Source organism: Actinomyces sp. ZJ308 (genome assembly GCF_011752065.1).
Lineage (GTDB): Bacteria > Actinomycetota > Actinomycetes > Actinomycetales > Actinomycetaceae > Actinomyces.
The window spans coordinates 86,516-111,462 of sequence record NZ_JAAIJY010000003.1 but is presented as its reverse complement, the minus strand read 5'-3'; the positions used below and the strand labels follow the sequence as shown (position 1 = coordinate 111,462).

The 24,947-nt window shown below is 65.7% G+C and carries 27 protein-coding genes and 1 pseudogene; 8 read left to right on the top strand and 20 right to left on the bottom strand.

The window, feature by feature from the left end; all coding sequences use genetic code 11:
* Positions 1-22: 22 nt before the first annotated feature.
* The 3 genes from HCR68_RS02435 to HCR68_RS02425 all read right to left on the bottom strand — a co-directional run bounded on the left by HCR68_RS02435 (position 23) and on the right by HCR68_RS02425 (position 3,175).
* Positions 23-673 (bottom strand): hypothetical protein, encoded by a 651-nt coding sequence (locus tag HCR68_RS02435; RefSeq protein ID WP_167145843.1) that lies wholly within the window; start codon positions 671-673, stop codon positions 23-25.
* Between the two features lie 20 nt (positions 674-693).
* Entirely contained in the window at positions 694-1,821 is a 1,128-nt protein-coding gene (locus HCR68_RS02430; protein ID WP_167145841.1) for an AAA family ATPase, read from the bottom strand.
* 151 nt (positions 1,822-1,972) lie between these two features.
* Positions 1,973-3,175, bottom strand: coding sequence for a PhoH family protein (locus HCR68_RS02425; RefSeq protein WP_208320476.1), 1,203 nt, complete (start codon positions 3,173-3,175; stop codon positions 1,973-1,975).
* A 143-nt stretch (positions 3,176-3,318) separates the two neighbouring features.
* Between HCR68_RS02425 and HCR68_RS02420 the strand changes: the two genes are divergently transcribed.
* Positions 3,319-3,645 (top strand): hypothetical protein, encoded by a 327-nt coding sequence (locus tag HCR68_RS02420; RefSeq protein WP_167145839.1) that lies wholly within the window; start codon positions 3,319-3,321, stop codon positions 3,643-3,645.
* A gap of 245 nt (positions 3,646-3,890) precedes the next feature.
* The gene (locus HCR68_RS02415; RefSeq protein ID WP_167145837.1) at positions 3,891-4,742 is read left to right on the top strand and encodes a pentapeptide repeat-containing protein; all 852 of its coding nucleotides are present in this window, start codon (positions 3,891-3,893) and stop codon (positions 4,740-4,742) included.
* Between the two features lie 15 nt (positions 4,743-4,757).
* On the opposite strand, the pseudogene HCR68_RS14125 reads toward HCR68_RS02415, so the two are convergent.
* The 5 genes and pseudogenes from HCR68_RS14125 to HCR68_RS02390 form a co-directional block, all read right to left on the bottom strand.
* Positions 4,758-5,133: pseudogene (locus tag HCR68_RS14125) on the bottom strand (EamA family transporter); the annotation flags it as partial.
* 332 nt (positions 5,134-5,465) lie between these two features.
* Positions 5,466-6,338, bottom strand: coding sequence for an EamA family transporter (locus HCR68_RS02405; protein WP_167145835.1), 873 nt, complete (start codon positions 6,336-6,338; stop codon positions 5,466-5,468).
* A gap of 85 nt (positions 6,339-6,423) precedes the next feature.
* Positions 6,424-7,170, bottom strand: coding sequence for an ABC transporter permease (locus HCR68_RS02400; RefSeq protein WP_167145833.1), 747 nt, complete (start codon positions 7,168-7,170; stop codon positions 6,424-6,426).
* Positions 7,170-8,006: an ABC transporter ATP-binding protein gene (locus HCR68_RS02395; RefSeq protein ID WP_243858883.1), complete on the bottom strand. Its 837-nt coding sequence runs from the start codon at positions 8,004-8,006 to the stop codon at positions 7,170-7,172. The genes HCR68_RS02400 and HCR68_RS02395 overlap by 1 nt, the downstream gene beginning before the upstream one ends.
* A gap of 273 nt (positions 8,007-8,279) precedes the next feature.
* Complete coding sequence (locus HCR68_RS02390; protein WP_167145829.1) at positions 8,280-8,897, bottom strand: TetR family transcriptional regulator; 618 nt, start codon at positions 8,895-8,897, stop codon at positions 8,280-8,282.
* A gap of 119 nt (positions 8,898-9,016) precedes the next feature.
* Between HCR68_RS02390 and HCR68_RS02385 the strand changes: the two genes are divergently transcribed.
* Together HCR68_RS02385 and HCR68_RS02380 are read left to right on the top strand one after the other, a co-directional pair.
* Entirely contained in the window at positions 9,017-9,292 is a 276-nt protein-coding gene (locus HCR68_RS02385; RefSeq protein ID WP_167145827.1) for a hypothetical protein, read from the top strand.
* Entirely contained in the window at positions 9,289-9,558 is a 270-nt protein-coding gene (locus HCR68_RS02380) for a CopG family transcriptional regulator (RefSeq protein ID WP_167145825.1), read from the top strand. The genes HCR68_RS02385 and HCR68_RS02380 overlap by 4 nt, the downstream gene beginning before the upstream one ends.
* A gap of 166 nt (positions 9,559-9,724) precedes the next feature.
* Here the strand turns inward: HCR68_RS02380 and HCR68_RS02375 are convergent, their stop codons facing one another.
* Positions 9,725-9,940 (bottom strand): hypothetical protein, encoded by a 216-nt coding sequence (locus tag HCR68_RS02375; protein ID WP_167145823.1) that lies wholly within the window; start codon positions 9,938-9,940, stop codon positions 9,725-9,727.
* A 10-nt stretch (positions 9,941-9,950) separates the two neighbouring features.
* Entirely contained in the window at positions 9,951-10,763 is an 813-nt protein-coding gene (locus tag HCR68_RS02370; protein ID WP_167145821.1) for a 16S rRNA (uracil(1498)-N(3))-methyltransferase, read from the bottom strand.
* 60 nt (positions 10,764-10,823) lie between these two features.
* Between HCR68_RS02370 and HCR68_RS02365 the strand changes: the two genes are divergently transcribed.
* Entirely contained in the window at positions 10,824-11,630 is an 807-nt protein-coding gene (locus HCR68_RS02365; RefSeq protein ID WP_167145819.1) for a YggS family pyridoxal phosphate-dependent enzyme, read from the top strand.
* A 3-nt stretch (positions 11,631-11,633) separates the two neighbouring features.
* Here HCR68_RS02365 and dnaJ read toward each other — a convergent pair whose 3' ends face one another.
* Both dnaJ and hrcA read right to left on the bottom strand, forming a co-directional pair.
* A complete protein-coding gene (gene dnaJ, locus HCR68_RS02360) occupies positions 11,634-12,758 on the bottom strand; it encodes a molecular chaperone DnaJ (RefSeq protein ID WP_167145817.1) in 1,125 nt (374 codons plus the stop codon).
* A 103-nt stretch (positions 12,759-12,861) separates the two neighbouring features.
* A complete protein-coding gene (gene hrcA / locus HCR68_RS02355) occupies positions 12,862-13,944 on the bottom strand; it encodes a heat-inducible transcriptional repressor HrcA (protein ID WP_167145816.1) in 1,083 nt (360 codons plus the stop codon).
* A 144-nt stretch (positions 13,945-14,088) separates the two neighbouring features.
* Here hrcA and HCR68_RS02350 point away from each other — a divergent pair, with 144 nt between their 5' ends.
* Positions 14,089-15,147, top strand: a complete 1,059-nt coding sequence (locus HCR68_RS02350; RefSeq protein ID WP_167145814.1) for a DUF3097 domain-containing protein — start codon at positions 14,089-14,091, stop codon at positions 15,145-15,147.
* A 14-nt stretch (positions 15,148-15,161) separates the two neighbouring features.
* Here the strand turns inward: HCR68_RS02350 and HCR68_RS02345 are convergent, their stop codons facing one another.
* The 4 genes from HCR68_RS02345 to HCR68_RS02330 all read right to left on the bottom strand — a co-directional run bounded on the left by HCR68_RS02345 (position 15,162) and on the right by HCR68_RS02330 (position 19,435).
* Positions 15,162-16,589, bottom strand: coding sequence for a sodium:proton antiporter (locus HCR68_RS02345; protein WP_167145812.1), 1,428 nt, complete (start codon positions 16,587-16,589; stop codon positions 15,162-15,164).
* 145 nt (positions 16,590-16,734) lie between these two features.
* On the bottom strand, positions 16,735-17,778 hold the full coding sequence (gene hemH / locus HCR68_RS02340) for a ferrochelatase (protein ID WP_167145810.1): 1,044 nt from the start codon (positions 17,776-17,778) through the stop codon (positions 16,735-16,737).
* 142 nt (positions 17,779-17,920) lie between these two features.
* Positions 17,921-18,553, bottom strand: a complete 633-nt coding sequence (locus HCR68_RS02335; protein WP_167146005.1) for a hypothetical protein — start codon at positions 18,551-18,553, stop codon at positions 17,921-17,923.
* Positions 18,554-19,003: 450 nt separating this feature from the next.
* Complete coding sequence (locus HCR68_RS02330; protein WP_167145808.1) at positions 19,004-19,435, bottom strand: MarR family transcriptional regulator; 432 nt, start codon at positions 19,433-19,435, stop codon at positions 19,004-19,006.
* Between the two features lie 66 nt (positions 19,436-19,501).
* Between HCR68_RS02330 and HCR68_RS02325 the strand changes: the two genes are divergently transcribed.
* On the top strand, positions 19,502-19,873 hold the full coding sequence (locus HCR68_RS02325; protein WP_167145807.1) for a VOC family protein: 372 nt from the start codon (positions 19,502-19,504) through the stop codon (positions 19,871-19,873).
* A 33-nt stretch (positions 19,874-19,906) separates the two neighbouring features.
* Complete coding sequence (locus HCR68_RS02320) at positions 19,907-20,332, top strand: EVE domain-containing protein (RefSeq protein ID WP_243858882.1); 426 nt, start codon at positions 19,907-19,909, stop codon at positions 20,330-20,332.
* Between the two features lie 36 nt (positions 20,333-20,368).
* Here HCR68_RS02320 and hemW read toward each other — a convergent pair whose 3' ends face one another.
* From hemW to HCR68_RS02300, 4 genes are all read right to left on the bottom strand, one after another.
* Positions 20,369-21,643, bottom strand: a complete 1,275-nt coding sequence (hemW, locus tag HCR68_RS02315) for a radical SAM family heme chaperone HemW (RefSeq protein WP_167145806.1) — start codon at positions 21,641-21,643, stop codon at positions 20,369-20,371.
* Positions 21,640-22,956, bottom strand: coding sequence for an MFS transporter (locus HCR68_RS02310; protein WP_167145805.1), 1,317 nt, complete (start codon positions 22,954-22,956; stop codon positions 21,640-21,642). The genes hemW and HCR68_RS02310 overlap by 4 nt, the downstream gene beginning before the upstream one ends.
* A complete protein-coding gene (trmB, locus tag HCR68_RS02305) occupies positions 22,953-23,963 on the bottom strand; it encodes a tRNA (guanosine(46)-N7)-methyltransferase TrmB (protein ID WP_167145804.1) in 1,011 nt (336 codons plus the stop codon). Before trmB ends, HCR68_RS02310 begins: the two co-directional genes overlap by 4 nt.
* Before the next feature lie 77 nt (positions 23,964-24,040).
* A complete protein-coding gene (locus tag HCR68_RS02300; protein WP_167145802.1) occupies positions 24,041-24,874 on the bottom strand; it encodes an MOSC domain-containing protein in 834 nt (277 codons plus the stop codon).
* Positions 24,875-24,947 lie beyond the last annotated feature (73 nt).

Here is a 24,947-nt window from a genome sequence, read left to right as displayed (position 1 = left end):
TGCAAACAAATGATTTATTAAATCACTTCACTTCAGCAGAAAACAAACGACCACCATTGAATGACTGAGAATTTCTTTCAATCCACACTTGCGTACCACGAATCACATCCCCAACGAACCTACGAGATTCGTCGACACGTTCTTCACTAATAGGACGAAAAGAAAACTCTCGCATATCCCAGTCGCCAGCATGGGCAATCTTATTACGGCGCTCATATATCAAATCAAGCTGCATGCGCACACTATTATATTTAGATCGAGCAAGCAGTGCTATGTCGTGCCAAACTGTATCGCCTTGACGACTACCATCAAACCCGAATATATTCAGTATCATTCTATCAATTTTGTCCGGCTTAAGTAAAGTCATCTTATCGACCTCTTGCCTAATCTTTAAGTCAATTCGTTCAGAGCCACGCTCATCCTGAAGGACATCAAATTTAACACCTAGGAAATCAGCAAGACGTCGAAGGTCGCCAATTTCCCCGTAGTTCACCACACGAGTGGAAGCATCATAGGCAAGTTCACCGAAATATGAATCCACACTAGCCACGCAGAATAAGTACGAAGCTCTCAAGCATGCAGATTTTGCATCATCACTCAAGTTAACCAGTAAAGCAGTCTTCTTGAGTTCATCAGCCTGTTCAAGAAGCGCATAGGCGACGGTCGTTGCCACTTCACCTAACGACACAGTAATCACCCATTCAACTTGATGACGCGACTCGCGAATTCCTCAAAGATTCTCGATAGGCTACGAATCTGCTTTTTAGACGCATCTAGTACCACGCCAGCTTGCCTTAACTGCTTATCCGTCAGCTCATAGACAGGCACTCTATATTCCTGAGACTTCGGCAACAAGCTGTTGAACTCTTGAATCCTAGCTAAGACTAGAGAACTAGGCACTCCTGCACGCTTATACTCATCTTCATCGAATAGCATTCCAGCATCCCGGAGACTTGGCACAAAGTTTTCAGAAACTGCTTTCGATACACGCTCAATCCACGCAGCAAATGACCCAGAAGGGGTCCCATACAAGTTATCTTCGGTTGGAGACTTGTATAGCCGATAGCGTTGAATTACCACTCCCGCCAACTTAAGTTTAGGCTCAGGGAACGGGTAAGACGCGCTGCGCAAGATTTCATTCTTACTTGCTCTCTTTGCCCACCTTATCCACCGAGGTAGAATTTGAGCAAGCGACCTCAAAGCCATCACAGAGAAATAGTCTGGCGCTGTTGGAACTATAAGTAAATCACTAATGCATACAAGATTCTGATTAAGAGCGCCTAAACTTGGATTCATGTCAACTATGACATAATCCGCATCAATCGCATCGGCAGTTGTGCGCAGGAGATAATTGGCCGCCCCCGGAACATTCTTAAAAGAAAGAAGACTTGAACTGAGCTCCGAGGCCACACTCAAAGTGACATCATACTCTCCGAGCCTAAGACTTCCAGGAAGAAGAAATAACCCCGAGCAGCCATCGACGGGAATACACTCAACCGGCTCCATAAGTCTTGGCTCAGATTCAAAAGCCGGGCGAAGCGCCTCATAAAGAGATTTATCTTCGATGCCCGCCCATTCGCTCTCAACACGATCCTGAACTTCGGCATACTCTCTTTCCTGGGTATCCGAAACCTCAGCAAATTCACCGTCGGACCAGATAGGGTTCAAGCCTTGAACCACACCAGTGAGATTACATTGGGGATCGGCGTCCACCATAATAACCCGTTTCCCAGATTTAGCTAACCTCCAAGCCAAGTTAAATACTGTGGTGGTTTTACTAACCCCACCTTTATGGTTGAACATTGAGATGATTGTAGTCATCGCCCTCTCCGGTCTCGTTAGATATCAGTTCACGCAATAGATCACACCATCCGCGCGGAACTTCTTAGTTCGTAACTATAGCACAATCCACGTCATGCAAACAGATGATTCGACGTTTTCGTGAGGTATGAATGCTTCGCGCCTCCCAGTCTCAATGATCATGCGGGTTCCTCTCCGAGTGGGGCCGGGCGGGGCGGTTGCTGCTCCCCCGACGGTACTGGCTGTCCCGGCCGTTGCGGTTACCGGAACCGGCGGGTCGGGCGGCGGCCGCCTGCGCGGCGGTCTCGGCGTCGTGGCGGGCGTAGGCCTCGATGATGCGGCCCACGAGGCGGTGCCGGACGACGTCGGCAGAGCCCAGCTCGCAGAAGCTGATGCCCTCGACGCCGGCGAGGATCCTGCGTACGACGATGAGGCCGGACTCGCGTCCGCCGGGCAGGTCGACCTGGGAGATGTCCCCGGTGACGACCATGCGCGAGCCGAAACCGAGGCGGGTGAGGAACATCTTCATCTGCTCGGGGCTGGTGTTCTGGGCCTCGTCGAGGATGACGAAGGCGTCGTTGAGGGTGCGTCCGCGCATGTAGGCCAGGGGCGCGACCTCGATGGTGCCGGCGGCCATGAGGCGGGGCAGGGCCTCGGGCTCGAGCATGTCGTGGAGGGCGTCGTAGAGGGGACGCAGGTAAGGGTCGATCTTGTCGGTGAGGCTGCCGGGCAGGAAGCCGAGGTTCTCGCCGGCCTCGACGGCGGGGCGGGTGAGGATGATGCGCGAGACGCGCTTGCGGGCCAGGGCGTCGACGGCCTTGGCCATGGCCAGGTAGGTCTTGCCGGTGCCGGCGGGCCCGATGCCGAAGGTGATGGTGGATTCCTCGATGGCGTCGGTGTAGGCCTTCTGGCCCAGCGACTTGGGCCGGATGGTGCGGCCGTGGGAGGTGAGGATGTCGTCGGTGAGGACCTCGGTGGGGCGGGCGGCGGTCTCCAGCAGGCCGATGGCTCGCTCGACGGCGTCGGCGGTCAGGGGCGTGCCGGTGCGCGCCACGTCGATGAGCTCGGACAGGAGGACGACGACGGTGTCGACGCGGGCGGCGGGGCCGGAGACGGTGACGGCGGTGCCGCGCACGTGGATATCGACGTCGGTGAAGCCCTTCTCGATGGCGCGCAGCACCTCGTCCCGGGCACCCAAGAGGGTTACGGGGGCGACGTCCTCCGGCAGGGTGAGAGTGCGGACCACCTCGGCGCCGGGGGCAGTGGAGGTGGGCTGGGCGGGGCCGTCGGCAGGCCGGATGGGTGGCGGTGCGGCGGAGGTGGAGCCCTGGCCTACAGGAGGCTCAGCGGGCACGGAGGCGGAAGCGTCTGTCATCGTGCTCCGATGGTACTGCGCAACGTGCATGAGAGCGATCAGACCAACAAGAACACGCGTCGATGTAGTTGCTGTAGTCTATAGCAGCAATACCCCACACCCCACTTAACAATTGAATCGCATATCACGAAAGCCGGAAACGAATGAACGAGCAGACTCAAACAAACAAAAGTCGCATCAGAAACACAATAGAGACTTACGCAGTAGAAGCGATCGTAGCGACAGTATTTTTAACTACATCAACAACAACCCTCTGCTACCTACTGGGAATTGAATTCAGAATCAACAATGAATACAATTACGACTTCAGGGCACTTGTCTTTTCTGTCGGCATCGCTATAACACCATTTATCGCCACGCTTTATTTAAGAAAAAGAAGACTGCCGCTATTTCTTGCGATTACAATCTGGGTGCTTTTCGGGTTAATTGCATATACACTCCTCAGTGCCGTATGGGGTTCAGGCAGCTAGCCTGATCGACTATTTTCAGGATGACATCGTTTAACAGCAGATCCGTTAGACCAAGTCAAGACAACCTTGACCACCATTGGTGGAATAGGAGGAGTCGGCTATCTTGTCATTAAGTACCGAGAGCAGTCTGGTGCGGAAAAGGACCGAGCGCACCTAGAAGAAACTGAAGCCGACAAAAACTTGCTGACGCAGTTCAACAATTGGGCTCCGAATCACCTCAGGTTCGCATCGCAGGTGTCTACGCGTTGGCCGACGTCGCCGATACCTACGGAAGCGAAAAGTACGGGGTTGATTATAACAAACGCGTTGTCGAAATCCTATGCGGCTACCTTCGAACCAATCGCTCCATACCTACACGATTAGACCACGCCATAGAATCAACGATTTGGAATGCAATATCAAACCGCACAGAGAGAGTACCTAGAAAAGGCACAAGCCAATGGAGTTATCTTGATTTAGATCTTCACCGAACTACGCTAGTGGAAGATATTAGCCTAAACCTAGCTCGCATTAGTTCAATCAATCTTCAAGAGACAACTCTGGTTTCAACCTGCAGTTTTACGGGTCTCTCCATTGAAGAAAAAGCCGGCTTTAAAGAAGCAACATTCTTCAAGGCCGCCAACTTTTATAACGCATACTTTGGGAGAGCGGAGTTCGATAACGCTCACTTCAAAAGTACGGTCAACTTTTCGAATTCAGAATTCAAAAATATTTCAGCACTGGAACATCGATTTAAGTTCATTCACTTCGAAAAAGACGTCGCTTTTTGTGGAACAAAGTTTTATGGCGACACAAAATTCACGGGCTCCATATTCGAAAAACAAGTTAGCTTCAGCTGTCCATTATGCTCTCCAGGAGAATGCAAGTCTTCCAGCTACCAACATACAGGGGCACACTTTGTTGGAGCAGCAGACTTCTCTGGCGTGACGTTTAAGGAGGGGGTTAACTTTCGCGGATCTTTATTTAACGTGAACCTTAAAGATGAAGACAAAATTTCTTTCCCTCAAGACCTTGAATTGAATAAAGAAGGACTTCCCGAAGGGGCGAAATGGGTGGAATTTAACGAAGATGGAAATCCTTTATTGTTAAATCAGTAATATAAACTATTTCACCTACGGCGTTCTCAGCATGACGAGGTAACGTCTCCTGACGGCTTCCCGCAGGACGAAGACGGATGAGAGGACAGTGACGAGCACACTCAGTTTGTCGATGGGGACGACCTTGCTGACATTGCCGAGCTGGAGGGCCCGGTAGTAGCAGAGTCAGGAGGCGCACGTCGCAGCCCCGGACGCCAGAACGAAGCCGAGCTCCCCACACGGCACACTGCGAACCTCGTGGAGCTTCCCGGTGACGGCAACCATCACCCAGGCCATCACCAGCACCACCCCGGTACGAATCGCAGTACCAAGGTTCACCCCGCTATCCAGCGACGCAGGTGTTGCCGAAGATCGCGGAGAACGCAGTGAAGAAGGCTGAGCCGTAAGCAAATTAAGTAGACGGTAGACAACAGGATGTTGTCTACCGTCCGGCCTGGGTATGTCGACCAGCGAGGTATTGGTTCGATCGCATGAAGGCAGCGGTATACCCACCCAGGCACGGTTCTGCAGAGATCAGTCAGCGTGTTGAGTCACCAAGTCATCAAGTCGGATCACTAAGTTGAGTCTGTAAGTCGGCTCCACAAGGCACCAAGTCGAAGCACTAAGTTACTAAGTCAGGGCACCAAGACGAGGCACTAAGACACTAAGTGGAGGCACCAAGTACCAAGGTCCCAGCGACCGGTTCTTCCTCACTCCGGCATCGAGGCTCTTGGTTGCAAGGACTCAGAGAACCACCATCGCGAGAGTCCCACCGATGAGCAGGGCTAGCCCAACAAGGTAGCGCTTACCGACAACCTCTCGCAGGACAAGGGCGGAGAAGAGGACGGTCACGAGCACGCTCAGCTTGTCGATGGGGACGACCACGCTGGCGGGGCCGTCCTGGAGAGCCCGGTAGTAGCAGAGCCACGAGGCGCACGTCGCAGCCCCGGAGGCCAGGACGAAGCCGAGCTCCCCGCGCGGCACACTGCGGACCTCGTGGAGCTTCCCGGTGATGGCAACCATCAGCCAGGCCATCACTAGAACCACCCCGGTACGGATCGCGGTGCCGAGGTTCGACTCCACCCCAGTGATACCGGCCTTGCCGAGGATCGCGGTGAGCGCCGCGAAGAAGGCTGAACCGAGCGCGTAGAGCAGCCAGCCCCCGCCGTCGCGAACCGCACGGGGCAGGCCGCGCAGGTCATCGGCGTCGAGCATCAGCAGCGTCCCCACCGTAATGAGCACGACCCCGAGCGCCCCGATAAGGCTCACCCTCTCCCCCAGGAAGATGAGGGCGAGCAGCACCGTCAGCACGGTGCTCAGCTTGTCGATCGGGACGACCTTGCTGACGTTGCCGAGCTGGAGCGCCTTGAAGTAGCACAACCAGGAGGCTCCGGTCGCCAACCCTGAGAGCACCAGCAGTCCGGTGCTACGAGCGTCCAGGTGCGTGAGATCAGCCTGCGATCCGACGATGAACACCATGCCCCAGGCACCGGCCAGCACCACGAAGGTGCGCAGCGCCGTGGCCACGGTCGAGTCCGTGGTGCGGATCCCCTCCTTGGCCAGGACAGCGGTGATGCCGGCAAAAAGTGCTGAGCCGCAGGCGAAGACGATCCACATGAGGCAACCCTAACCCCACCCGGAACCAGGTAGCGGGCACGAGGACCCACAGTCCTCGTGCCCGCCGTTACTGTCCAATCCCTGATCAGCGGGTCCTACGCGGCACGGTGGAGGCCGCGACTCCCAGGATCACCAGGCCGAAGCAGACCAGGTAGGCCAGGTATCGGAAGAAATCGTCGGACGGCTCGCTGGCCGTGGTCAGCTCGGTGACGGCGTCGACCGCCCAGCTCATGGGCAGGGCGTCGCCGATCACCTCCAGGGCGCGCGGTAGCTGGTCGCGACTGACCAGGAGCCCGCACAGGAAGAGCTGAGGCGCGATGACCACGGGCATGAACTGGACGGCCTGGAACTCGGTGCGCGCGAAGGCCGACACCAGCAGCCCCAGGGACACCCCGACGAAGGCGTCGACCAGGGCGGTGAGCACCACCCACCCCCAGGCGGCGGAGATGTCCACGTCCAGCCCCCACGCGGCCACGGCGCACAGGATGAGTGACTGGATGACGGCCGTCAGCGCGAAGGCGGTGGCGTAGCCGAACAGGAGGTCGGCCCGGTGGATCGGTGTGGTCCACAGCCGCTCCAGAGTGCCGCCGACGCGCTCGCGCAGCATGGCGACACTGGTGACCAGGAACATGACGACCATCGGCAGGATGGCCATCATGGAGACGGCGATGCGGTTGAACAACAGATCCGCGCCGGGGTAGTCGCGGTAGACGAAGTACAGCAGAGTCAGCAGCGCCGCGGGCACGATCGCGATGAGGCCGACCGTGCGCCGATCGGCGCGCAGCTGGGTGAGGATGCGGCGGGTGGTGGCCAGGTAGGTGCGCAGGTGCATCAGTGCTGCCCTCCCTTCTGCGCAGGAGCGGCCTCGGAGTCGGCGATGACGGCCAGGAAGGCGGCGTCCACGGTCTCCGCCCCGGTGCTGGCCAGGAGGTCGCCGACGGTGGTGGTGGTGGCCAGGATGCGGCCCTGGCGCATGAGGAGAACCTGGTCGCAGCGGAAGGCCTCATCCATGACGTGGCTGGAGACCAAGAGGGTGGCACCGCGCTCAGCCAGGGCATGGAAGGTGGACCACAGCTCCTCGCGGGTGACGGGGTCCAGGCCGACGGTCGGCTCGTCCATGACGAGCAGGTCGGGGTCAGCCACGAGCGCGCAGGCCAGGCTCACCCGCCCGGCCTCCCCTCCGGAGTAGGTGGCCACGGGCCGGTCGGCCAGGGCGCTCAGCCCGACGACGTCGAGAACCTCGTCCAGGTCGCGGGCCCGACTGCCGGCCAGGGAGGCGAAGTAGCGCAAGTTCTGGCGGGCGGTCAGGTCGGTGTAGACGGCCTGGTCCTGGGTGACGTAGCCGACCCGGCCGCGCACGGCGGAGGCGCCGGGGACGTGCCCGAGGACCTTTACCTGTCCGCGGTAGTGCTGGACGCCGACGAGCGTGCGCATGAAGGTGGTCTTGCCACAGCCCGAGGGGCCGAGCAGGCCGGTGATGGTACCGGGCTCCAAATTCAGGTCCAGGCCGTGGAGGATCTCCTTGCCTCCGCGGGTCACGCGCAGGTCCGTCGTGGTGACGGCCGGCGACGCGGGCCTCGCGGGAGTGCTGGTCTTCCGGGCTGAGTCGTGCGATTGGCTGCCGGCCCCCGACTCTCGGGGCGCGTCTCCTTCATCGCCTTTCATCATATGATGAATATAGGTCTATGACAGGCCTTCTGTCCAGGGGACTGTGCAGGCGCGACTGGATCAGCCTGCGCGGGCGGGCCCACCGGGGGCGCCGTAGGAGCAGGAAGGAGCGTGAAACTGTCCAAACGGGACGACTTTGACGGAGCGCTCGGCCAAGGCGGTTCACATCTGCGCTGGTCAGAGCGTTTTAAAGTTAATCAGCACTGGAAAAGCGGCTTCAAAGTCGTCCCATGTGGACAAAATTCGACCCGGAAGCCGCGGTGGGAACGGACCTCAGGCGGGATCGGCGACGTCTGGCAGGTCGTCGAAGGCGTAGCGCTGGATGGTGGGGCCGACGAGTGCGGCAACGGCCTCAGCATCGAGTCCGGCGATGTGGTCCATCCGGGCAACCCACCGGGTCATGCCCAGCCCGATGACCTGACTGGCAATGAGCTGGGCGCGCAGCTCGGGGCGGTCGGAGCAGAAGCGTGTGACGATGGGCTGAAGGATGCCGGCGGCGATGAAGTCTCGAAAAGGGGTGATGTTGCCGCCCTGACCGAGCACGGCGTGGATGAGGGCGGTGAAGCGGTCGGCGCCGGCCTCATCCCACAGGGTGATGAAGGAGCGCACGATCCCCTCCCCCAACTTCTCCGGCTCCAGCTCGGTGATGGCGGCGGCCCGGCCCATCAGGTCGGCCTGAACGCCGGCGAACGGCTCGATGATGGCCTTGGCGAAGAGCATGGCCCGATCCGGGAAGTAGTGGTGGACCAATGCAGGGTCGACCCCGGCGTCGCGCGCGATACCGCGCAGGGAGGTCTGGTAGCCGTCGCGGGCGAAGGCGGCGCGGGCCGCCGCCAGGATGGCCTCACGCGTGTCCGGACTCCCCGCCGGCCGCCGCCCCCGCGGGCTCATCGCTCACTCGTCTCGCTCATGAACAGAGCATGCCCGCGATCCGCCCCGTTGGGAAGCGACACCACAGCAGAACGTGCTAGAATTTTGTTCAACAAAACGTGTCGTAGAAGGTTACGCGGATGTTGGACAGGATCACCGTTCACCCTCGCATCACCCGCCGTCACCCCGACATCCAGGTCGAGGACGTCGAGTCGGCCTGGCGCAGCGCCATCGCAGTCCGCCGAAGGAACTATGACCCACCTGAATACTACGCAGCAGCCGGAGCCGACTCTCATGGACGACTACTCGAGATGGTTGGAGTGGAGCTCGATGACAGCAGCCTATTGATATTTCATGCCATGCGACTCACCCACAAGATGGCTCAGGAGCTAAAGATTGGAAAGGAGGAAATATGAGCACCTACAGAACGAAGAGCGGAGCCACACTCACTGACGAGGAGATTGAGAGCCTCGCTCAGGCAGCAGAACGAGGGAACTACCCCGGAACTCCAGGAGAGTTCATCATTTCTCCAGGAAGGCCTCGAATCTCAGACGAGGAACTTGTCACCATCGCATTCAAAGTCCCACGCTCTCACCGAGACGCTCTAGACCGTAAGGCTGAGGCTCGAGGCGAGACTCGCAGCGAGTTCATGCGTGAGACACTCGAGAAGGCGCTAGCTTGAAGCACATAGTGTCCACACAGCGGATGTGAGCAGCACTGAGAGGTTACGAACTGAGTAACAACTGCAGGACTCCAAGACTGCCCGACAGTCACCTCGACTGAGGAGCTGGTCATGTCTGCCGCATGGACACCAACAGCAACCATAGACTCCCCAGAATGAGTTCCAATCAGTCCCATGCCTCAGACTCCCAGTGGCGTAGCTCTGCGAAATAGGAACTGTCGGGAGGGTTCATCTCCATCGCCTCGCTCATCTCGGCGAACCGCTCGTCGCAACGAGCCTGGGCAAGCAGCTCACGAACAACCGCGTCCACACTGATGCCACGTTCATCTGCCAGTCTGCACAGTTCTTCCTTCACATGGGCATCCACCGGAATCGTCACCATCGTCACTGCCTTACTCCCACAGGCCGCTGCTGTGGGCGAGGACCGCCAGGGCCACCGGGCCGGCGGACGCAGTACGCATGACGTGGGGACCGAGCCGCACCGTCGTCGCTCCGGCAGCCTCCAGAGCCGCGGTCTCCTCGGGACTGATACCGCCCTCGGGCCCCACGACGACGGCCATCACCAGCGGAGCAGCCCCCGACGCGGGCAGGCGCACCGCCTCCATCGCGGTGCTGATGGGCGTGCGCGCCTCCTCGTGCAGGACCAGCACCACTCCCCCTGCCCGAACCGTCCATCTCACCCAGTCAATCAGCGCCCGGGTGTCCCGGACCGCCTCGACCTCGGGCACGCGGGCCCGTCGGGCCTGCTTGGCGGCCTGGAGGGCGGTGGCCTGCCAGCGCTGACGTCCCTTGGCCTGCTTGGCCCCCTGCCACACGGACACGCAGCGCTCAGCCTGCCAGGGCAGAACCAGCTCCGCCCCGACCTCGGTAGCGGTCTCGACGGCCTGCTCGTCGCGGCCACCCTTGGCCAGGGCCTGGATAAGGGTGAGCCTCAGCGGCGGTGCCGGCTCCTCGATGCGCTCCAGGACGCGCACGGCCAGGCGGTCCTTGGCCCCGCCGACGCCGGCGCCGGTCACCTCGCACACCAGGCGCAGGCCGGTCCCGTCAACGAGGTCCACGCGCTCCTGGCTCCGCAGGCGCCTGACGGTCACGGCGTGACGGGCCTCGGGCCCGGTGAGCATGAGGATGGTGCCGGGTGCGGCCGACGCGGCGGCGTCGGCGGGCTCGATGGTCTCGGGCGTGAACAGGAAGACGGGTGCGGTCACGCCCCCAGCCTACGGGCGGTGTCGAACCGGCGGCCGCAGGCGGTGCTAGCGTCAGCAGATATGACCGAGCCCTCAGCCGCCTCCGCCTCCCCGCAGTCCTCGCCCGCCCCGACACCGGCCTATGCCGCCGCCCTCACCGTGGAGGACTTCCGCCGTAACCTGGCGGCCATCCGTGCCCGGATCGCCGCCGCCGCCGAGCGCGCGGGACGTGACGCCGCCGAGATCCGTCTGCTGCCGGTCTCCAAGACGGTCCCCGAGGAGCGCCTGCGCACCGCCTTCGCCGCGGGCATCACCCAGATGGGCGAGAACAAGGTCCAGGAGGCCCAGCGCAAGAGCGAGAACCTCGCGGACCTGGGCATCTCCTGGTCCGTCATCGGTCATCTGCAGACCAACAAGGCCAAGAACGTGGCCGCCTTCGCCGACGAGTTCCAGGCCCTGGACTCTCTGCGCCTGGCCGAGGCCCTCGATCGGCGCCTGCAGGCGGCCGGGCGGTCCCTGGACGTCTACGTGCAGGTCAACTCCTCGGGCGAGCCCAGCAAGTTCGGGTTGGAGCCGGTCGACGTCGCCGCCTTCCTCGCCGCACTTCCGGCCTACTCCTCGCTGCGGGTGCGCGGGCTCATGACCCTGGCGGCCCACACCGACGACGCGGAGCGGGTGCGCGAGTGCTTCCGCGTCATGCGCCACCTGCGCGACGCCGGACTCCAGGCCGGCACCGTCGGCGACGGCCTGCTGTCGATGGGGATGAGCGGGGACTTCGAGGCCGCGATCGAGGGCGGCTCCACCTGCGTGCGGGTGGGCCAGGCGATCTTCGGGGCCCGGGCCACCCCGAACTCCCACTACTGGCCCGAGTCCCCTGCGGCCCGGTAGCCCTCAGCGCCCGGAGAAGCGCTCCTTGAGCTTGCCCATGACGCTGGAGTCGCGCACGGGCTCGACGTCGTCCTCCCCGCGCAGGCGGGCCAGCTCGGTCAGCAGCTCGCGCTGGCGCTCGTCCAGGCGCGTGGGGGTCTCCACCACGATGGACACGTGCAGGTCCCCGCGGCCCTTGCGGCGCAGCCGCCCCACGCCCAGGCCGTCGAGCACGACCTCGTCGCCGGGCTGGCTGCCGGCCTTGACGGTGACGTTCTGCTCACCGTCGAGGGTCTGCAGCGGGAAGACGGCGCCCAGAGCTGCCGCGGTCATGGGGACGCGCAGCTCGGTGTAGAGGTCGTCGCCGTCGCGCTCGAGGAACTCGTGCGGCTTCTCGTGGATCTCCAGGTAGAGGTCGCCGTTGGGGCCGCCGGCCGGGCCGGCCTCGCCGCGCCCGGACATGCGGATGCGGGTGCCGGTGGACACCCCGGCGGGGATGGAGACCTCCAGGTCCTGGCGCACGCGGGTGCGCCCCTCGCCGGAGCAGTCCTTGCAGGGGGTGACGATGACGGTGCCGTAGCCCTGGCAGCCCGGGCACGGCGAGGAGGTCATCACCTGTCCCAGCAGGGTGCGGGTCATGCGCTGGACGTTGCCGACGCCGTTGCACTGGGAGCAGGTGACCGGCTCGGTGCCCGGGGCGCAGCACGAGCCCTCGCAGGCGGTGCAGGTGACGTAGGTGTCGATGGGAACGGAGCGGGTGGCCCCGAAGGCCACGTCGGAGAGCTCCACGTCCACGGCCACGAGGGAGTCCTGACCACGCCTGGCCCGGGAGGCCGGTCCGCGGCTGGCCGCTCCCCCGCCGAAGAAGGACTGGAAGATACCGCCCAGGTCACCGAAGTCGGCACCGGCGAAGCCGCCGCCGAATCCTGCGCCCCCGCGCACCGCGTCCTCCCCGCCCAGGTCGTACATCTGGCGCTTGTCGGGGTCGGAGAGGACCTCGTAGGCGGTGGAGACCTCCTTGAACTCCTCCTCGTGGCCGGGGCCGGCGACGTCGGGGTGCAGCTGGCGGGCCTTCTTGCGGTAGGCCCTCTTGATCTCCTCGGAGGTGGCGTCACGGCTGACGCCCAGGACCTCGTAGTAGTTGCTCACTGCGTTCTTCCTTTACAGCTACGACTCATGCGGTGGTTGTCTGAAGATGTCTACTCACGTGCTTGACCGAATCGCTCTGGGGCGGGCCCGGGCCTGCCGGGTCTCACGTCTCCGGCGGGGAGAGGAACCTGGACAGGTAGCGGGCCACGGCCCGCACGGCGGTCATGGTGGCCGGGTAGTCCATGCGGGTGGGGCCGATGACCCCGAGGTGGGCGACGGCCTCGCCGGTTCCCGGCCCGTAGGTGGTGGTGACGACGGAGGCCTCGGCCAGGGCGTCGTCGTTGTTCTCCGAGCCGATGCTCACGCGCATCCGGTTCTCGCCGGTCGGGGCGTCATCGGAGGTGAACAGGCGCAGCAGCACCACCTGCTCCTCGACGGCGTCCAGGAGGGGCCCCAGGGAGGAGAAGTCCGGGGTGGCGCGAGCCAGGTTGGCGGTTCCGGCGACGACGAGCCTCTCCTCGGCGTCGGGGCGCAGCGCGGCGATGAGCTCGTCGGACACGGCCTCGAGCAGGAACCGCTCCTCGGCGGGCGCCTGATCGGCCAGGGAGGCCAGGATCGGGGCGACGTCGGCGGCGCGGCGGCCCACGAGGGCGCTGTTGAGACGGGTGCGCAGCCGCTCCAGGACGAGGGGGTCGACAACGTCGGCGATGTCGAAGCCGTTGTCGTGACGCGCCCCTGAGCCGCCCCTGGACCTCAGGGTCACGGTGCGCTGGTCGACCCGGCCGGTGTCGGTGATGATGACCAGCAGGACGCGCTCGGGCCCCAGGGCCACGAGCTCGAGGTGCTGGAGGGCGGCGTACCTGAGGCTGGGGTACTCCACGACGGCGAGCTGGCCGGTCAGCTGGGCCAGCGCCCGCACCGTGCGGGCCACGACCTGCTCCAGGTCGACCGCCCCGGACAGGAGCGCGGTGATGGCGGCGCGCTCGGGAGCGGACAGGGGCTTGATGCGGGCGACCTCGTCGACGAAGAGCCGGTAGCCCTTCTGGGTGGGGACGCGTCCGGCGGAGGTGTGCGGCTGGTGGATGTAGCCCTCATCCTCCAGAGCCGCCATGTCGTTGCGGATGGTCGCCGGGGACACGCCCAGGCGGTAGCGCTCCACGAGGGCCTTGGAGCCCACGGGCTCGCGCGTGCGCACGTAGTCGGTGACGATGGCGGACAGGACCTTGAGACGTCGGTCGTTGGCCATGGGTCCTCCTCCCGTCACTGCCTGGACACGATCGATGTGGTGCCGGTGCGTGTCGGCAAGCGATTAGCACTCACCCCACGCGAGTGCCATCCTACGCCGTGGCCCGGCGGGTCCAACGTCTCCGGGCCGTGAGTTTCCCCTACCGTGCCGAGGGTGAACACGCCCACCCCGTACCGCTCCCCCGTCCCCGGCTCGACCGCCGCCCGCCGCGCCGCCCTGAGGGCCCGTGCCGAGGCCGAGCAGAAGCAGCAGGCGCAGCGCGCTCCGGCCGGTGCGCGCTCCGACGGCGGCGCTGCCCGGAGGCCGTCGGCGGGCGACCGCTACGGCGGGGACGTCCTGTCGGTTAACCCTCACCGGACGGGGCCCGGCGCCGTGCGCCCGGAGTCGGTGCATGTGCCGGTCTCAGCGGGCCTGGTGGTCGAGGACCGACAGACCGGTTTCGTCGGTGCCGCGGTGGCGGTGGAGAAGTCCGGTGGCCAGCACGTCGTGGTCCTGGAGGACCGTCACGGAACGCGCCGCGGCTTCGCCCTGGGGCCCGGCTTCTGGATCGAGGGCCGTCCAGTCATCCTGGATCCGCCCGTGGCGCGCAAGCGCAAGCCCTCGGGGCCGGTGAGCGCGGCCGGGCGCCGGCTGACGGCCTCGGGCTCCTACGCCGTCGAGGGCGAGCGGGCCAAGGTGGCGCGCGCCTCACGCATCTGGGTGGAGGGCAAGCACGACGCCGAGCTGGTGGAGAAGGTCTGGGGCGATGACCTGCGCCATGAGGGCGTCGTGGTCCTCATGCTCGACGGCGTCGATAACCTCAAGGAGGTCATGGCCGAGTTCGGTCCGGCGCCTGAGCGGCGGGCGGGGGTCCTCGTGGACCACCTGGTGGCCGGCTCCAAGGAGTCTCGGATCGCGCAGCGGGTGGCCGAGATGCCCGGCGGGGAGAACGTGCTGGTCCTGGGGCACCCGTACGTGGACGTGTGGCAGGCGGTCAAACCGTCCCGGGTGGGGCTGAAGCGCTGGCCGGACATCCCGCGGGGCACCGACATCAAGCACGGGACCCTGGAGGCCCTGGGCTGGCCGCACGCCACCCAGGCCGACGTCGCCCGGGGCTGGCAGCGCATCCTGGCGACGGTGCGCTCCTACAAGGACCTTGAGCCGAGCCTGCTGGGCCGCATGGAGGAGCTCATCGACTTCGTGACCGCTCCCGGCACGCACTGAGCCGGCCAGCCGGCTCAGCCCTTGTTCTCGGAGCTCTCGGACTGGTCGGCCAGGGCCAGGCGACGCGACTGGGACAGCAGACGGGCGTCGAGCCCCAGGAGCACCACGGTCAGCACCCCGCCCAGGACCTTCCACAGAGTGCCCGGGGCGATGAAGAGCAGGACCATGGCGGCGATGACCGGGACCAGGTGCTTCATGGTGCGGCCCACGTAGCCGCCGAAGCTGGGCATCTCGACGCCATCGGACTCGGCCACGGACTTGACCATGAAGTTCGGCCCGTTGCCGATGTAGGTGATGGCGCCGCACAGGACGGCGCCCAGCGAGATGGACACGAGGTAGATCTCGGGGACCCCGGCCACGGTGGCCCCACCGGGGTGGGTGACCTGCCCGGCCATCTCGAAGAAGGTGGCGTAGGTGGGGGCGTTGTCCAGGACGGAGGAGAGTCCGCCGGTGAAGACGAAGAAGGTGACCTCGTTGAGGGGCAGTGATCCAGCGACCTCGTCGAGGTAGTGCAGGGCCGGGATCATGGTGAGGAAGATGCCGACGAACAGGATCGCGACCTCGGCGATGGGGCCCCAGGTGAACTGGTTGTCCTTGAAGCGGACCTCCCGGCTGCCCAGGAAGTAGGAGCCGGCCGCGGCCGAGAGCATGATGATCTCGCGCACGGGGACCCAGTCTCCCAGGACGGCCTGCCCATGCTCGATAGCCTCGACGTCGATGGAGGGGGCGAAGGCGACGGCGGCGATGATGACGGCGAAGAAGATGAAGTTGAGTGAGCCCTTCAGGCCGAGGGGCTCGATCTCGGTGTCGTCGTCGTGCACGGACTTGGCGGGCTCCTGGGAGTAGTAGTAGGAGTCCAGGGCGTAGTAGCTCACCAGCAGCATGATGTTGACGAAGAGGTACTCGCGCAGGAGGTTGAAGGTCCAGGTGAAGGGCACGCCGCGCAGGAAGCCCAGGAACAGGGGCGGGTCGCCCAGCGGGGTGAGCAGGCCGCCGCAGTTGGCCACGATGAAGATCGTGTAGAGCACCGTGTGCACACGGTAGCGGCGCTCCTTGTTGGTGGCCAGCAGGGGCCGGATGAGGAGCATGGCGGCGCCGGTGGTGCCGACGAAGGAGGCGATGACTCCGCCGATCGCCAGGAAGATCGTGTTGTTGCGGGGAGTGGCGCGGATGTCGCCCTTGAGGAAGATCCCGCCGGAGACGACGAACAGGGACAGCAGAAGGCAGATGAACTGGAGGTACTCGACCACGGAGGCGAAGACGACCTGCCAGCCACCGGCGACCCACATCCAGGCGGCCACGGGCACGCCCAGGCTCACGGAGACGAGCAGCTGGCTGGAGTGCTTCTCCCACCAGTGCGCCGTGGCCGGGATCAGCGGCAGGACGGCGATACAGGCGAGCATGCCCGCGAAGGGCAGGACGGACCACCACTCAAGATGCACGGCGACTTCCTTACAGAATCGGGGCTGATAACGTCACCATACCGCCCCATGCGGCCGTTCCCCCGATGAGGCGTTGTGGTCTCTGGTGCTGAGACCTGCTGCCGGAGCCGACGACGTAGCCGGGTGCAGCAGGGCCTCCTCCCGCTCAGATCCACCCGGCCAGCACGTTTTTTGCCTGTTCAGCCAGGGTGGCGATGGCGCCGGCGGAGTCGTTTCCCCAGGGGATGTAGTGGAAGGTGCCGCCTCCGGCAGTGGTGAAGGTCTCGCGGTTGAGCTGGTCGATCTCCTCAAGGGTCTCCAGGCAGTCGGAGAAGAAGCCGGGGCAGATGACGTCAAGACGCGGACAGCCGGCACGCCCCAGCTCGCCGACCGTGTCGATGGTGGCGGGCCCGATCCAGGCGGCGGGCCCGAAGACGGACTGGAAGGTGAGCCGGGCGAGCCCGTCGGGCAGGTCGAGCCTGCGTGAGAGGAGCTCGACGGTGCGCTCGCACTCGGCTCGGTAGGGGTCTCCGGCGTCGTGCATGGCCTGGGGGATGGAGTGGAAGGACAGCAGGAGACGCTCGCCGGCGGCCGGGTCGAGGCGCCCGTGGGCCTGCCAGTGCCGCTCCAGGGCGGTGGCGAGGGCCTCGATGTAGGCAGGGGCCGCCTCGAAGGAGCGGATGGTGCGCAGCTCGGGCTGGTTGCGGGAGCCCAGGATGAAGCGGGCGGCCTCGTCGACGACGGTGCCCGCCGAGGAGGCGGCGTACTGCGGGTAGAGCGAGATGAGGGCGATCCGGCGGCAGCCGGCCTCCATGAGCTCGCCCATGACGTGCCGCAGGGACGGCCGGCCGTAGCGCATGGCGATGCGGACCTGGACCGCCTCGCCCAGCTCACGCTGAAGAAGCTCGCACTGGCGCTCGCTGTAGTGCATGAGCGGGGAGCCGGAACGGCTGGTCTCCTGACCGGGGCGCCAAACGGTGGCGTACTTGGCGGCCGATGCGCGCGGACGCACCCGCAGGATGATGCCTTCCAGGACGGGGCGCCACAGGAGGGGGTGCATCTCGATGACACGCCGGTCGGAGAGGAACTCCCGCAGGAAGGAGCGGACCGCCTTGGGGGTCGGTTCGGCCGGGGTGCCGAGGTTGGCCAGAATGAGGGCGGGGCGCTCCTCCGCTTCACGCGGGTCGGGGGTGGCTGGGCTCGGGGGCACGGAAGTCCTTGTGGCGGGCAGGATGGTTCTCGGGGATGACGTCGGTCCTCACTCTAGCCGAGCCGGAGAGCGCTTCGGCCCACGATGAGTCTGCGCCCCGCAGGCCGAGGCGTGCGGGGCGCAGAGCAGGACGGCGGCGAGATCAGCGGACGACGTCGTAGCCCTGGATGCGCACGTAGGAGTAACCGGTCATGAGCACCGCCAGCGGGATCGTCACAAGCCAGCCGACCAGCGTGATCGTACCGAGGATGTAGAGGCCGACACCGGTCAGCGCGAAGGGGAGGAGCTCACCGACGTGGCTGGACAGGGTCCTCCAGGATGCTTTCATGCCCTCGATGCCGTCCACACCCCTGTCCACGGTGAAGTAGACGGAGTAGTAGAGAAGGAAGGTCACGATGATGCCGGAGACAATACACAGAAGTATACCGACCAACGTGGCGAGCGTACTTAGAAGGATCGCCAAAACACCCGCCCCCATGTTCGGGAACGTGAAGAGGTCACTCCACTCCAGAGGTCGCCCAGTAGCCACCTTGAGCGACATGTTGGCGATCACGATGGGAGCGAACAGTCCCACAACAAAGGAGATGACGTTACCGAAAGGAATTCCCGTACTGACACCATACTCCTGGTTATTGAGGGTGATGTGGGCATCGAATCCAGCTCTTGAGAGGATGGTCCACAGCCCGATCCCAACAATGAGAATAAGTGCGTTCTCCTTGAACTTGGACCAGGCCCAGGACAGGCCATCACCAACACTCATCGGCACGCCACCCATAACCCCTCCGGAATATGGGGGTACACCTCCTCCGGCACCCATGGCGGCCTGGGGACCGTACCCCGGGGCCGCGCCGGGCTGGGGACCGTATCCCGGGGCCGCGCCGGGCTGGGGACCGTATCCCGGGGCCGCGCCGAACTGAGGGCCGTAACCCGGGGCGGCGCCGGGCTGGGAGCCGTAACCGGGTTGCTGGTTACTGCCGGGCTGTGCTCCATATCCGGCTCCGTACCCGGGTGGCGGACCGTAGCCGGGAGCATCTCCCCCCTGAGGGCCATAGCCGGGTTGTGCCCCGTAGCCCGGAGCACCCTGAGGGTTGTCACCGGATTGGGAACCGTCACCTGAATAACCTGGGTACTGTGAATCAGTCATCCGGCTAAAATGCCACAGATCCCTGAGATCGTCCTGGAAATATCGCTACGCGAGCGGGGAGGACAGCCACCGACCCAGCACCTACTCCTCGAGCGCCGCGACGCAGGCCGATAGCGCCTCCTGCACCATTCGCAGCTGGGCCTCACTCAGCGGAGCGACCATGATTCGCTCGATCTCCAACGTCACCTTCGACGCCTCCTTGAGTAGGCTCCGCCCCTCAGGGGTGAGCCGCAGCGGCAGGGCGCGTCCGCTGGGCGCCTGCTCCACGCGCTGAGCCAGTCCTCGATCCATGAGGGAGCGCAGGAGCGTGCTCATGGTCTGGCGAGTCACGAAGGCCTCCCTGGCGAGGTCGGAGGTCGAGGCCCCCGGCGCGCGACTGAGCAGTTCGAGACAGAGGTACTGCGGGGCACTCAGACCCAGGGGGCGAAGTGCCTCATCCATGCGCGTTCGAAGCGCAGCCTGAACGTGCTTGAGCTGGTAGCCGAGGAGCTCCCTGGGGTCGTCTTGACTCATGACAGCATTCTGACATACTCTCGATATGTCAGAAACCTGACATACATTATCTGAGAGGAGATCACCATGACCGTCACCGGTCCCGACTTCATCGCCCTGCAGGTGCGAGACCTCGAGCGTTCCGCGGAGTTCTACGAGAGCAGGCTGGGGCTGCGACGTGCCCCTGCGGCGCCTCCTGGTGCCGTCCTGTTCACGACGACGCCGATCCCCTTCGCAGTACGCGAGCCCCTGCCCGGCACCGATCTCTCCGCGACTCCTCGCCCCGGCCTCGGGGTGGCGCTCTGGCTGCACTGCGACGCGGTCCAGGAGCTGCATGACTCCCTGAGCTCCGCGGGCATCACGATCCTGAGCGCCCCGAGTCCCGGCCCCTTCGGACTGACCTTCACCTTCGCCGACCCCGACGGCTACGCCATCACCGTCCACGAGAAGGCGTCGTAACGACGTCACCCAGCACGAGAAGCACGAGGAAAGGTGCGCATCACGATGAAGTACTGGCTCGGCGTTGCCTCGAAGGATCATGTGGCTCGAGGAGTGGCTGAGGGGTTCTGCCAGCTGTGCCACGGCAAGAAGGCACCGCTGCAGCGCATGCAGCGAGGCGACTACATCCTTTACTACTCGCCGAAGCAGGAGTTCGCCTCCAAGCAACCATGCCAGGCGATTACCGCCTGCGGAGTGGTCGTGGGTGACGAGGTCTACCAGCACGAGATGTTTCCGGGCTTCATCCCGTACCGACGCGACATCGAGTGGCAGACGCCGGTGCGAGAGGTACCGCTCGACGTGCTGCGCACCCTTCCCGGATGGCACGAGGTGGCGCCGAAGCTTCGCTTTGGCCACGTGGAGCTGCCACCTGAGCTGTTCCAGGCGATTCGGGAGTACATGCGGCCGGGCGGCGAGTAGCAGGCGCGCCACCCATCATGAGCCGGCCACCCAGGATCACTGGGTCAGGGCTCGGGTGACGGTGTCGGCCATGAGGCGGCCGCGCAGGGTGAGAACCGCCCGCCCCCTCATGGCCGCGCCTGCGTCGAGGAGCCCGTCGGCCACGAGGCCTGCCACGGCGGGCACCAGGTGCGACGGCATGGCTCCGGCGCCGTCGGCCGAGCCCGCTGACGGGTCTGCGAGGCCGGCCAGCTCGATGCCCTCGCGCAGGCGGATGCCCAGCATGATCCGCTCCAGCTCGCGGGAGTCGGCGTCGATGACCTCGTGCCCGGCCACGGGCAGGTGTCCGGTGGTGATCTGTCCGGCCCAGGCCACCGGGTGCTTGGTGTTCCACAGGCGCACGTCGCCCAGGTGGGAATGGGCACCGGGCCCGGCGCCCCACCAGTCCCAGTCGAGCCAGTAGGCCTGGTTGTGGCGGCACTCGGAGCCCGGACGGGCCCAGTTGGAGATCTCGTACCACTCGTAGCCGGCCTGCCCCAGGGCGGCGTCGACCATCTCGTACTTGGTGGCCTCGTCGTCGTCCTCGGGCATCGGCAGCTCGCCGCGACTGACCTGGCCCCACATCCTGGTGCCCTCCTCAATGACCAGGGCGTAGGCGCTCACGTGATCCGGGCCGATCCGCGTCACCGCGTCCAGGGATCGCTGCCAGTCCTCCAGTGACTCCCCCGGGGCGCCATAGATGAGGTCCAGCGAGGTGCTCAGCCCGGCCCGCCGCGCCCACTCGACGACGTGAGGCACCCGAGCGGGCTCGTGGGTGCGCTCCAGGACCTTCAACACGTGGGGCACGGCCGACTGCATCCCGAAGGAGACCCGGGTGAAACCGCCCTGAGCCAGGGCCACCAGGTCCGCCTCGTCCACGGAGTCCGGGTTGGCCTCGGTGGTCACCTCAACGTCCGGCGCAAGACCGAAGCACTCGCGCACGAGGTCCAGCATGCCCACCAGGTCCGAGGCGGGCAGCATCGTCGGTGTTCCTCCGCCCACGAAGACGGTCTGCACCTGGCGCACCGGCAGGCCCGCGGCATCCATGGCGCGGCGGGCGGCGCGCAGCTCGCCGGCGAGCGTGCCCACAAAGTCCTCGGCGGAGGCTCCCTGCCCCATGGACAGGTTCGTGTAGGTGTTGAAGTCGCAGTAGCCGCAGCGCACCCGGCAGTAGGGCACGTGCAGGTACACCGAGAACGGGCGCGTGCTCTGATCCGGCGCGGGTGCGGCCACCCGCGCCGGCAGCTCCCCCCGTCCCGGCAGGGGCTCGCCCACCGGCTGGGCCGGGCTCATGCGGCACCGCCGTAAGCGCCGGCCTGCTTCTCGCCCTGCCGGGCACCGGCCGCAACGGCGCGCTCGGCTCCGCCGGACTCGCCTGTGCGGGCCGCGACCTGGGAGCACACGGTCATGAGCACCAGGACGCCCACCACCATGGTGAACGGGGCTACCCAGCCACCGCTGCGCTCATGAACCCAACCCATGATGACGGGGCCGACGGCGGCCACGCAGTAGCCGGTCGTCTGGATGAGGGCGGTTGTCTGGCGGGTCTCGTCGACCGACTCCGAGCGGCGGATGACCAGGGTGAACAGGGCGGCGAAGAAGGCGCCCTGCGCGATGCCCGAGAGCATGCAGGGCACCAGCCAGTAGCCGGGCGCAACGACCAGGCAGACCGGCAGCGTCAGCCAGCAGGCGCAGATGACGCCGAGCACGCGGCCGGCCGACCACCCCAGCGCCTCGAACATGACCGGAACCAGCAGGGGCCCCACGATCCCCAGCAGGGAGAACACGGAGGCGGCCACGCCCGCTCCGGCCTCGGTCATGGCGAGCTCGTCGGCCAGAGCAGTGGGCAGCCAGCCCGAGACCGCGTAGTAGGAGAAGGTGGAGCCCGCGAAGGCCACGGCCATCACCCAGGTCAGAGGGCGCCTCCAGACGGCGGCACCGGTCGACGACGTCGGCCGGGCCAGGGAGTGCTCCGTCACCCAGGAGGTCATGCCCGACCGCTCCCGCAGGCTCTGCCGGGGAGCCCGGCCGCCGGGAGGGAAGACCCAGATCCACATGGCGCCGGCCAGCAGCACCGGGATCGCGGTCCAGGCTGCGGCTGAGCCCTGCCAGCCGATGACGAGTGCCAGCGGCACGGCCAGGGCCGTGGCCGCGGTGACGATGACGTTGCAGGTGGAGGAGTACAGGCCAGTCATCAGGGCGGTGCGGTGCCAGAAGTCGCGGCCGATGACCATGGGGGCCACGAGGTTGCCCACCGTGAGCCCGGCCCCGATGATGACGGTTCCGGCGAAGGCCGCCCAGGTGGTCCCGGCCGAGCGCAGCAGCGCCCCGATGAGTGCCAGTGCCAAGGTGAGCAGGCCCGCGGTGTTGACGCCGATGCGGCGCACCACGAGCGAGGCCAGCGGGGTGAGCAGTCCGAAGCACAGGATCGGCACGGAGGTCAGGGCGCCGCGAGCCACCTCCCCCATGCCCAGGTCCTGCCCCAGGCGCGTCAGCAGCGGCGGGATGACCCCCACCGGGGCCCGCAGCACCGCGCAGAAGCCCAGAAAGCCGACGACGATAATCATGAGCCAGGCGCGGCGGGGCAGCCCGGCGGCAGTGCTCACGACCGGTCCGCCGAATGGAGCAGGCCGTCACCACGGCCCTCGCGCAGGCGCCAGGGCCGGGTCTCCAGGTGGTCCCAGGCCTGCCCCTCGGCCTCGAGGCGCTCCAGCATGGAGGCACCCCGCTCGGGGATCCACGCCACCTCGGTGCGCACCGCGGTCAGGTCGCGGATCGTGCGCCCGGCGTCCAGTCCCCGCTGCTCGAACCGGGTCATGACCCGCCCCTCGTAACGGGGCGACCAGCCGCCGCGCACGCCGGCCGGGGACCCCGGGTCCAGACCGTTGCCCAGGCTTCCCTCCTCGGCGGTCTCAGCCTCCAGGTCGGGGCGGGCTGCGGCATCGTCGTGCCGGAAGTAGGGCAGGGTCGCGTCGGGCCGCAGTCCCGTGGGCAGGGCCGCCACGTCCTCGACGACGTCGCGCATCTGCCAGGCGTAGTCCGCCCAGTCGGTGGCCAGGCGCCACACGCCGCTGGGGCGCAGGACCCGTGCCACCGAGTCGGCGAAGGCGGTGGTCACCAGGCGGCGCTTGCGGTGACGGGGCTTGCGCCAGGGATCGGGGAAGAACACCCACACCTCGCTGGCGCAGGCCACCGGCAGCGCCGTGGCCAGCAGCTGGGAGGCATCCGCCGGGACGACGCGCACATTGTGCAGACCCTGCCGGTGGATCGAAGTCACCAGCCGGGCGATCGCCGTCTCCCAGACCTCCACCGCCAGGTAGTCCGCCCCCGGGTGGGCGGCCGCGTGGGCCAGCAGCGCCTCACCGCTGCCCGAGCCGACCTCGACGATGAGCGGCCGTACCTGGCCCACGTGCCCGAAGAGCCGGTCCGGCTCCAGCCGGAAGCCCGGGGAGACGGTGCGCACGGCGTCGGCCCGCGGGACGCTGACCACGTAACGGGGACCGAGCTCGGCCAGGGCCTCGGCCTGGACGGGGCGCAGCCTGCCGCCGGCGCGCGAGAAGGAACGCACGCGCGAGTGGATGGCGTGGGAGCGGAGCGGATGCTGCTGAGCCATGCGGAGCCTTGAATCCTTCTACTTGCTTCTGCTTCTGTGATCTCTCGATGCCGTCTGCTCGGTGCCCGACGGCGCCCTCAGCCGACCTGCTCGTGGGCGGCGGCACGCACGTACTTCTTGGTGAAGGGCGCGATGACGCAGTTGCCGAAGATCTCGGAGTTGAGCAGCGCCTGAGCGTCGCGCGGGTCGTGGTGGGCGAACCAGCGCCGGCAGGTGACCCGGTGCCCCGGGGAGGCGACCACGCGCACCTCGTCTCCGGCCTGCACCACTCCCTCGGCGAGGACCGCGAGGTAGACGCCCACCCGGCTGCGCGAGGAGAAGACCTCCACCCAGTCGGCCCGGCCCACGCCGCGGGCGAAGGTGGCGCACGGGTTGCGCACACCGGTCACCCTGACCCGCAGGCCCCCTGCTGCCGGGTCTCCGATGGACAGGATCGCGCCGATCTCGACGTCGTCGATATCGCCCTCGATCAGGAGGTTCTCCCCCAGTCGGCCCGGCTCGATGCCGCCGAGGACCTGCGACCAGTGGCGCTGCTCGGCGGCGCTCATGGCGTAGAGGGCCTTGTCGGCCCCGCCGTGGTGGGCACGGTCCCCGTGCTCGTCGGTGACGATTCCGGTGCGGGTGACCTCGACCGGGCCGTCGACGGCGCCCTTGTGGATCGCCGAGACGCCCGCCGGGCCGGCGTCGGGCCGCAGCTGCTTGACGGTGCACACGGCGCTGACGGTTCCCACCGGGTCGCCGTCGTGGAACGGTGAGGGCTCGTCACGGTGGCGGCCGTCGGCGCCGGCATGAGGCTCATCCAGGACCCGGGCCAGCTCACGGGTGAGAGCCAGGCCGGCGCCGTCGTCGCTCAACGCGGCCTCGACCGTGCCCACCGTGCTCGGCGTGCTCTTCCTCGTCATGTCAGCCATGTCCGCACCCATCCTTCCGTGGTCCCGCGGTGCTGTCCTCGCCTTGAGTCGTCCTGTGCTCGTATCCGGCCCG

What these genes read in the sequence shown, in the direction of transcription:
- HCR68_RS02425 (WP_208320476.1), bottom strand. Translation starts at nt 3,175, where the DNA reads ATGACAGACGCTTCCGCCTCCGTGCCCGCTGAGCCTCCTGTAGGCCAG.
- HCR68_RS02390 (WP_167145829.1), bottom strand. Translation starts at nt 8,897, where the DNA reads ATGAGCCCGCGGGGGCGGCGGCCGGCGGGGAGTCCGGACACGCGTGAG.
- HCR68_RS02380 (WP_167145825.1), top strand. Translation starts at nt 9,289, where the DNA reads ATGAGCACCTACAGAACGAAGAGCGGAGCCACACTCACTGACGAGGAG.
- HCR68_RS02365 (WP_167145819.1), top strand. Translation starts at nt 10,824, where the DNA reads ATGACCGAGCCCTCAGCCGCCTCCGCCTCCCCGCAGTCCTCGCCCGCC.
- hemW (WP_167145806.1), bottom strand. Translation starts at nt 21,643, where the DNA reads ATGAGCCCGGCCCAGCCGGTGGGCGAGCCCCTGCCGGGACGGGGGGAG.
- HCR68_RS02385 (WP_167145827.1), top strand. Translation starts at nt 9,017, where the DNA reads ATGTTGGACAGGATCACCGTTCACCCTCGCATCACCCGCCGTCACCCC.
- HCR68_RS02395 (WP_243858883.1), bottom strand. Translation starts at nt 8,006, where the DNA reads ATGATGAAAGGCGATGAAGGAGACGCGCCCCGAGAGTCGGGGGCCGGC.
- HCR68_RS02400 (WP_167145833.1), bottom strand. Translation starts at nt 7,170, where the DNA reads ATGCACCTGCGCACCTACCTGGCCACCACCCGCCGCATCCTCACCCAG.
- HCR68_RS02405 (WP_167145835.1), bottom strand. Translation starts at nt 6,338, where the DNA reads ATGTGGATCGTCTTCGCCTGCGGCTCAGCACTTTTTGCCGGCATCACC.
- HCR68_RS02325 (WP_167145807.1), top strand. Translation starts at nt 19,502, where the DNA reads ATGACCGTCACCGGTCCCGACTTCATCGCCCTGCAGGTGCGAGACCTC.
- HCR68_RS02335 (WP_167146005.1), bottom strand. Translation starts at nt 18,553, where the DNA reads ATGGGTGGCGTGCCGATGAGTGTTGGTGATGGCCTGTCCTGGGCCTGG.
- hrcA (WP_167145816.1), bottom strand. Translation starts at nt 13,944, where the DNA reads ATGGCCAACGACCGACGTCTCAAGGTCCTGTCCGCCATCGTCACCGAC.
- HCR68_RS02300 (WP_167145802.1), bottom strand. Translation starts at nt 24,874, where the DNA reads ATGGCTGACATGACGAGGAAGAGCACGCCGAGCACGGTGGGCACGGTC.
- trmB (WP_167145804.1), bottom strand. Translation starts at nt 23,963, where the DNA reads ATGGCTCAGCAGCATCCGCTCCGCTCCCACGCCATCCACTCGCGCGTG.
- HCR68_RS02330 (WP_167145808.1), bottom strand. Translation starts at nt 19,435, where the DNA reads ATGAGTCAAGACGACCCCAGGGAGCTCCTCGGCTACCAGCTCAAGCAC.
- HCR68_RS02375 (WP_167145823.1), bottom strand. Translation starts at nt 9,940, where the DNA reads ATGGTGACGATTCCGGTGGATGCCCATGTGAAGGAAGAACTGTGCAGA.
- HCR68_RS02420 (WP_167145839.1), top strand. Translation starts at nt 3,319, where the DNA reads ATGAACGAGCAGACTCAAACAAACAAAAGTCGCATCAGAAACACAATA.
- HCR68_RS02430 (WP_167145841.1), bottom strand. Translation starts at nt 1,821, where the DNA reads ATGACTACAATCATCTCAATGTTCAACCATAAAGGTGGGGTTAGTAAA.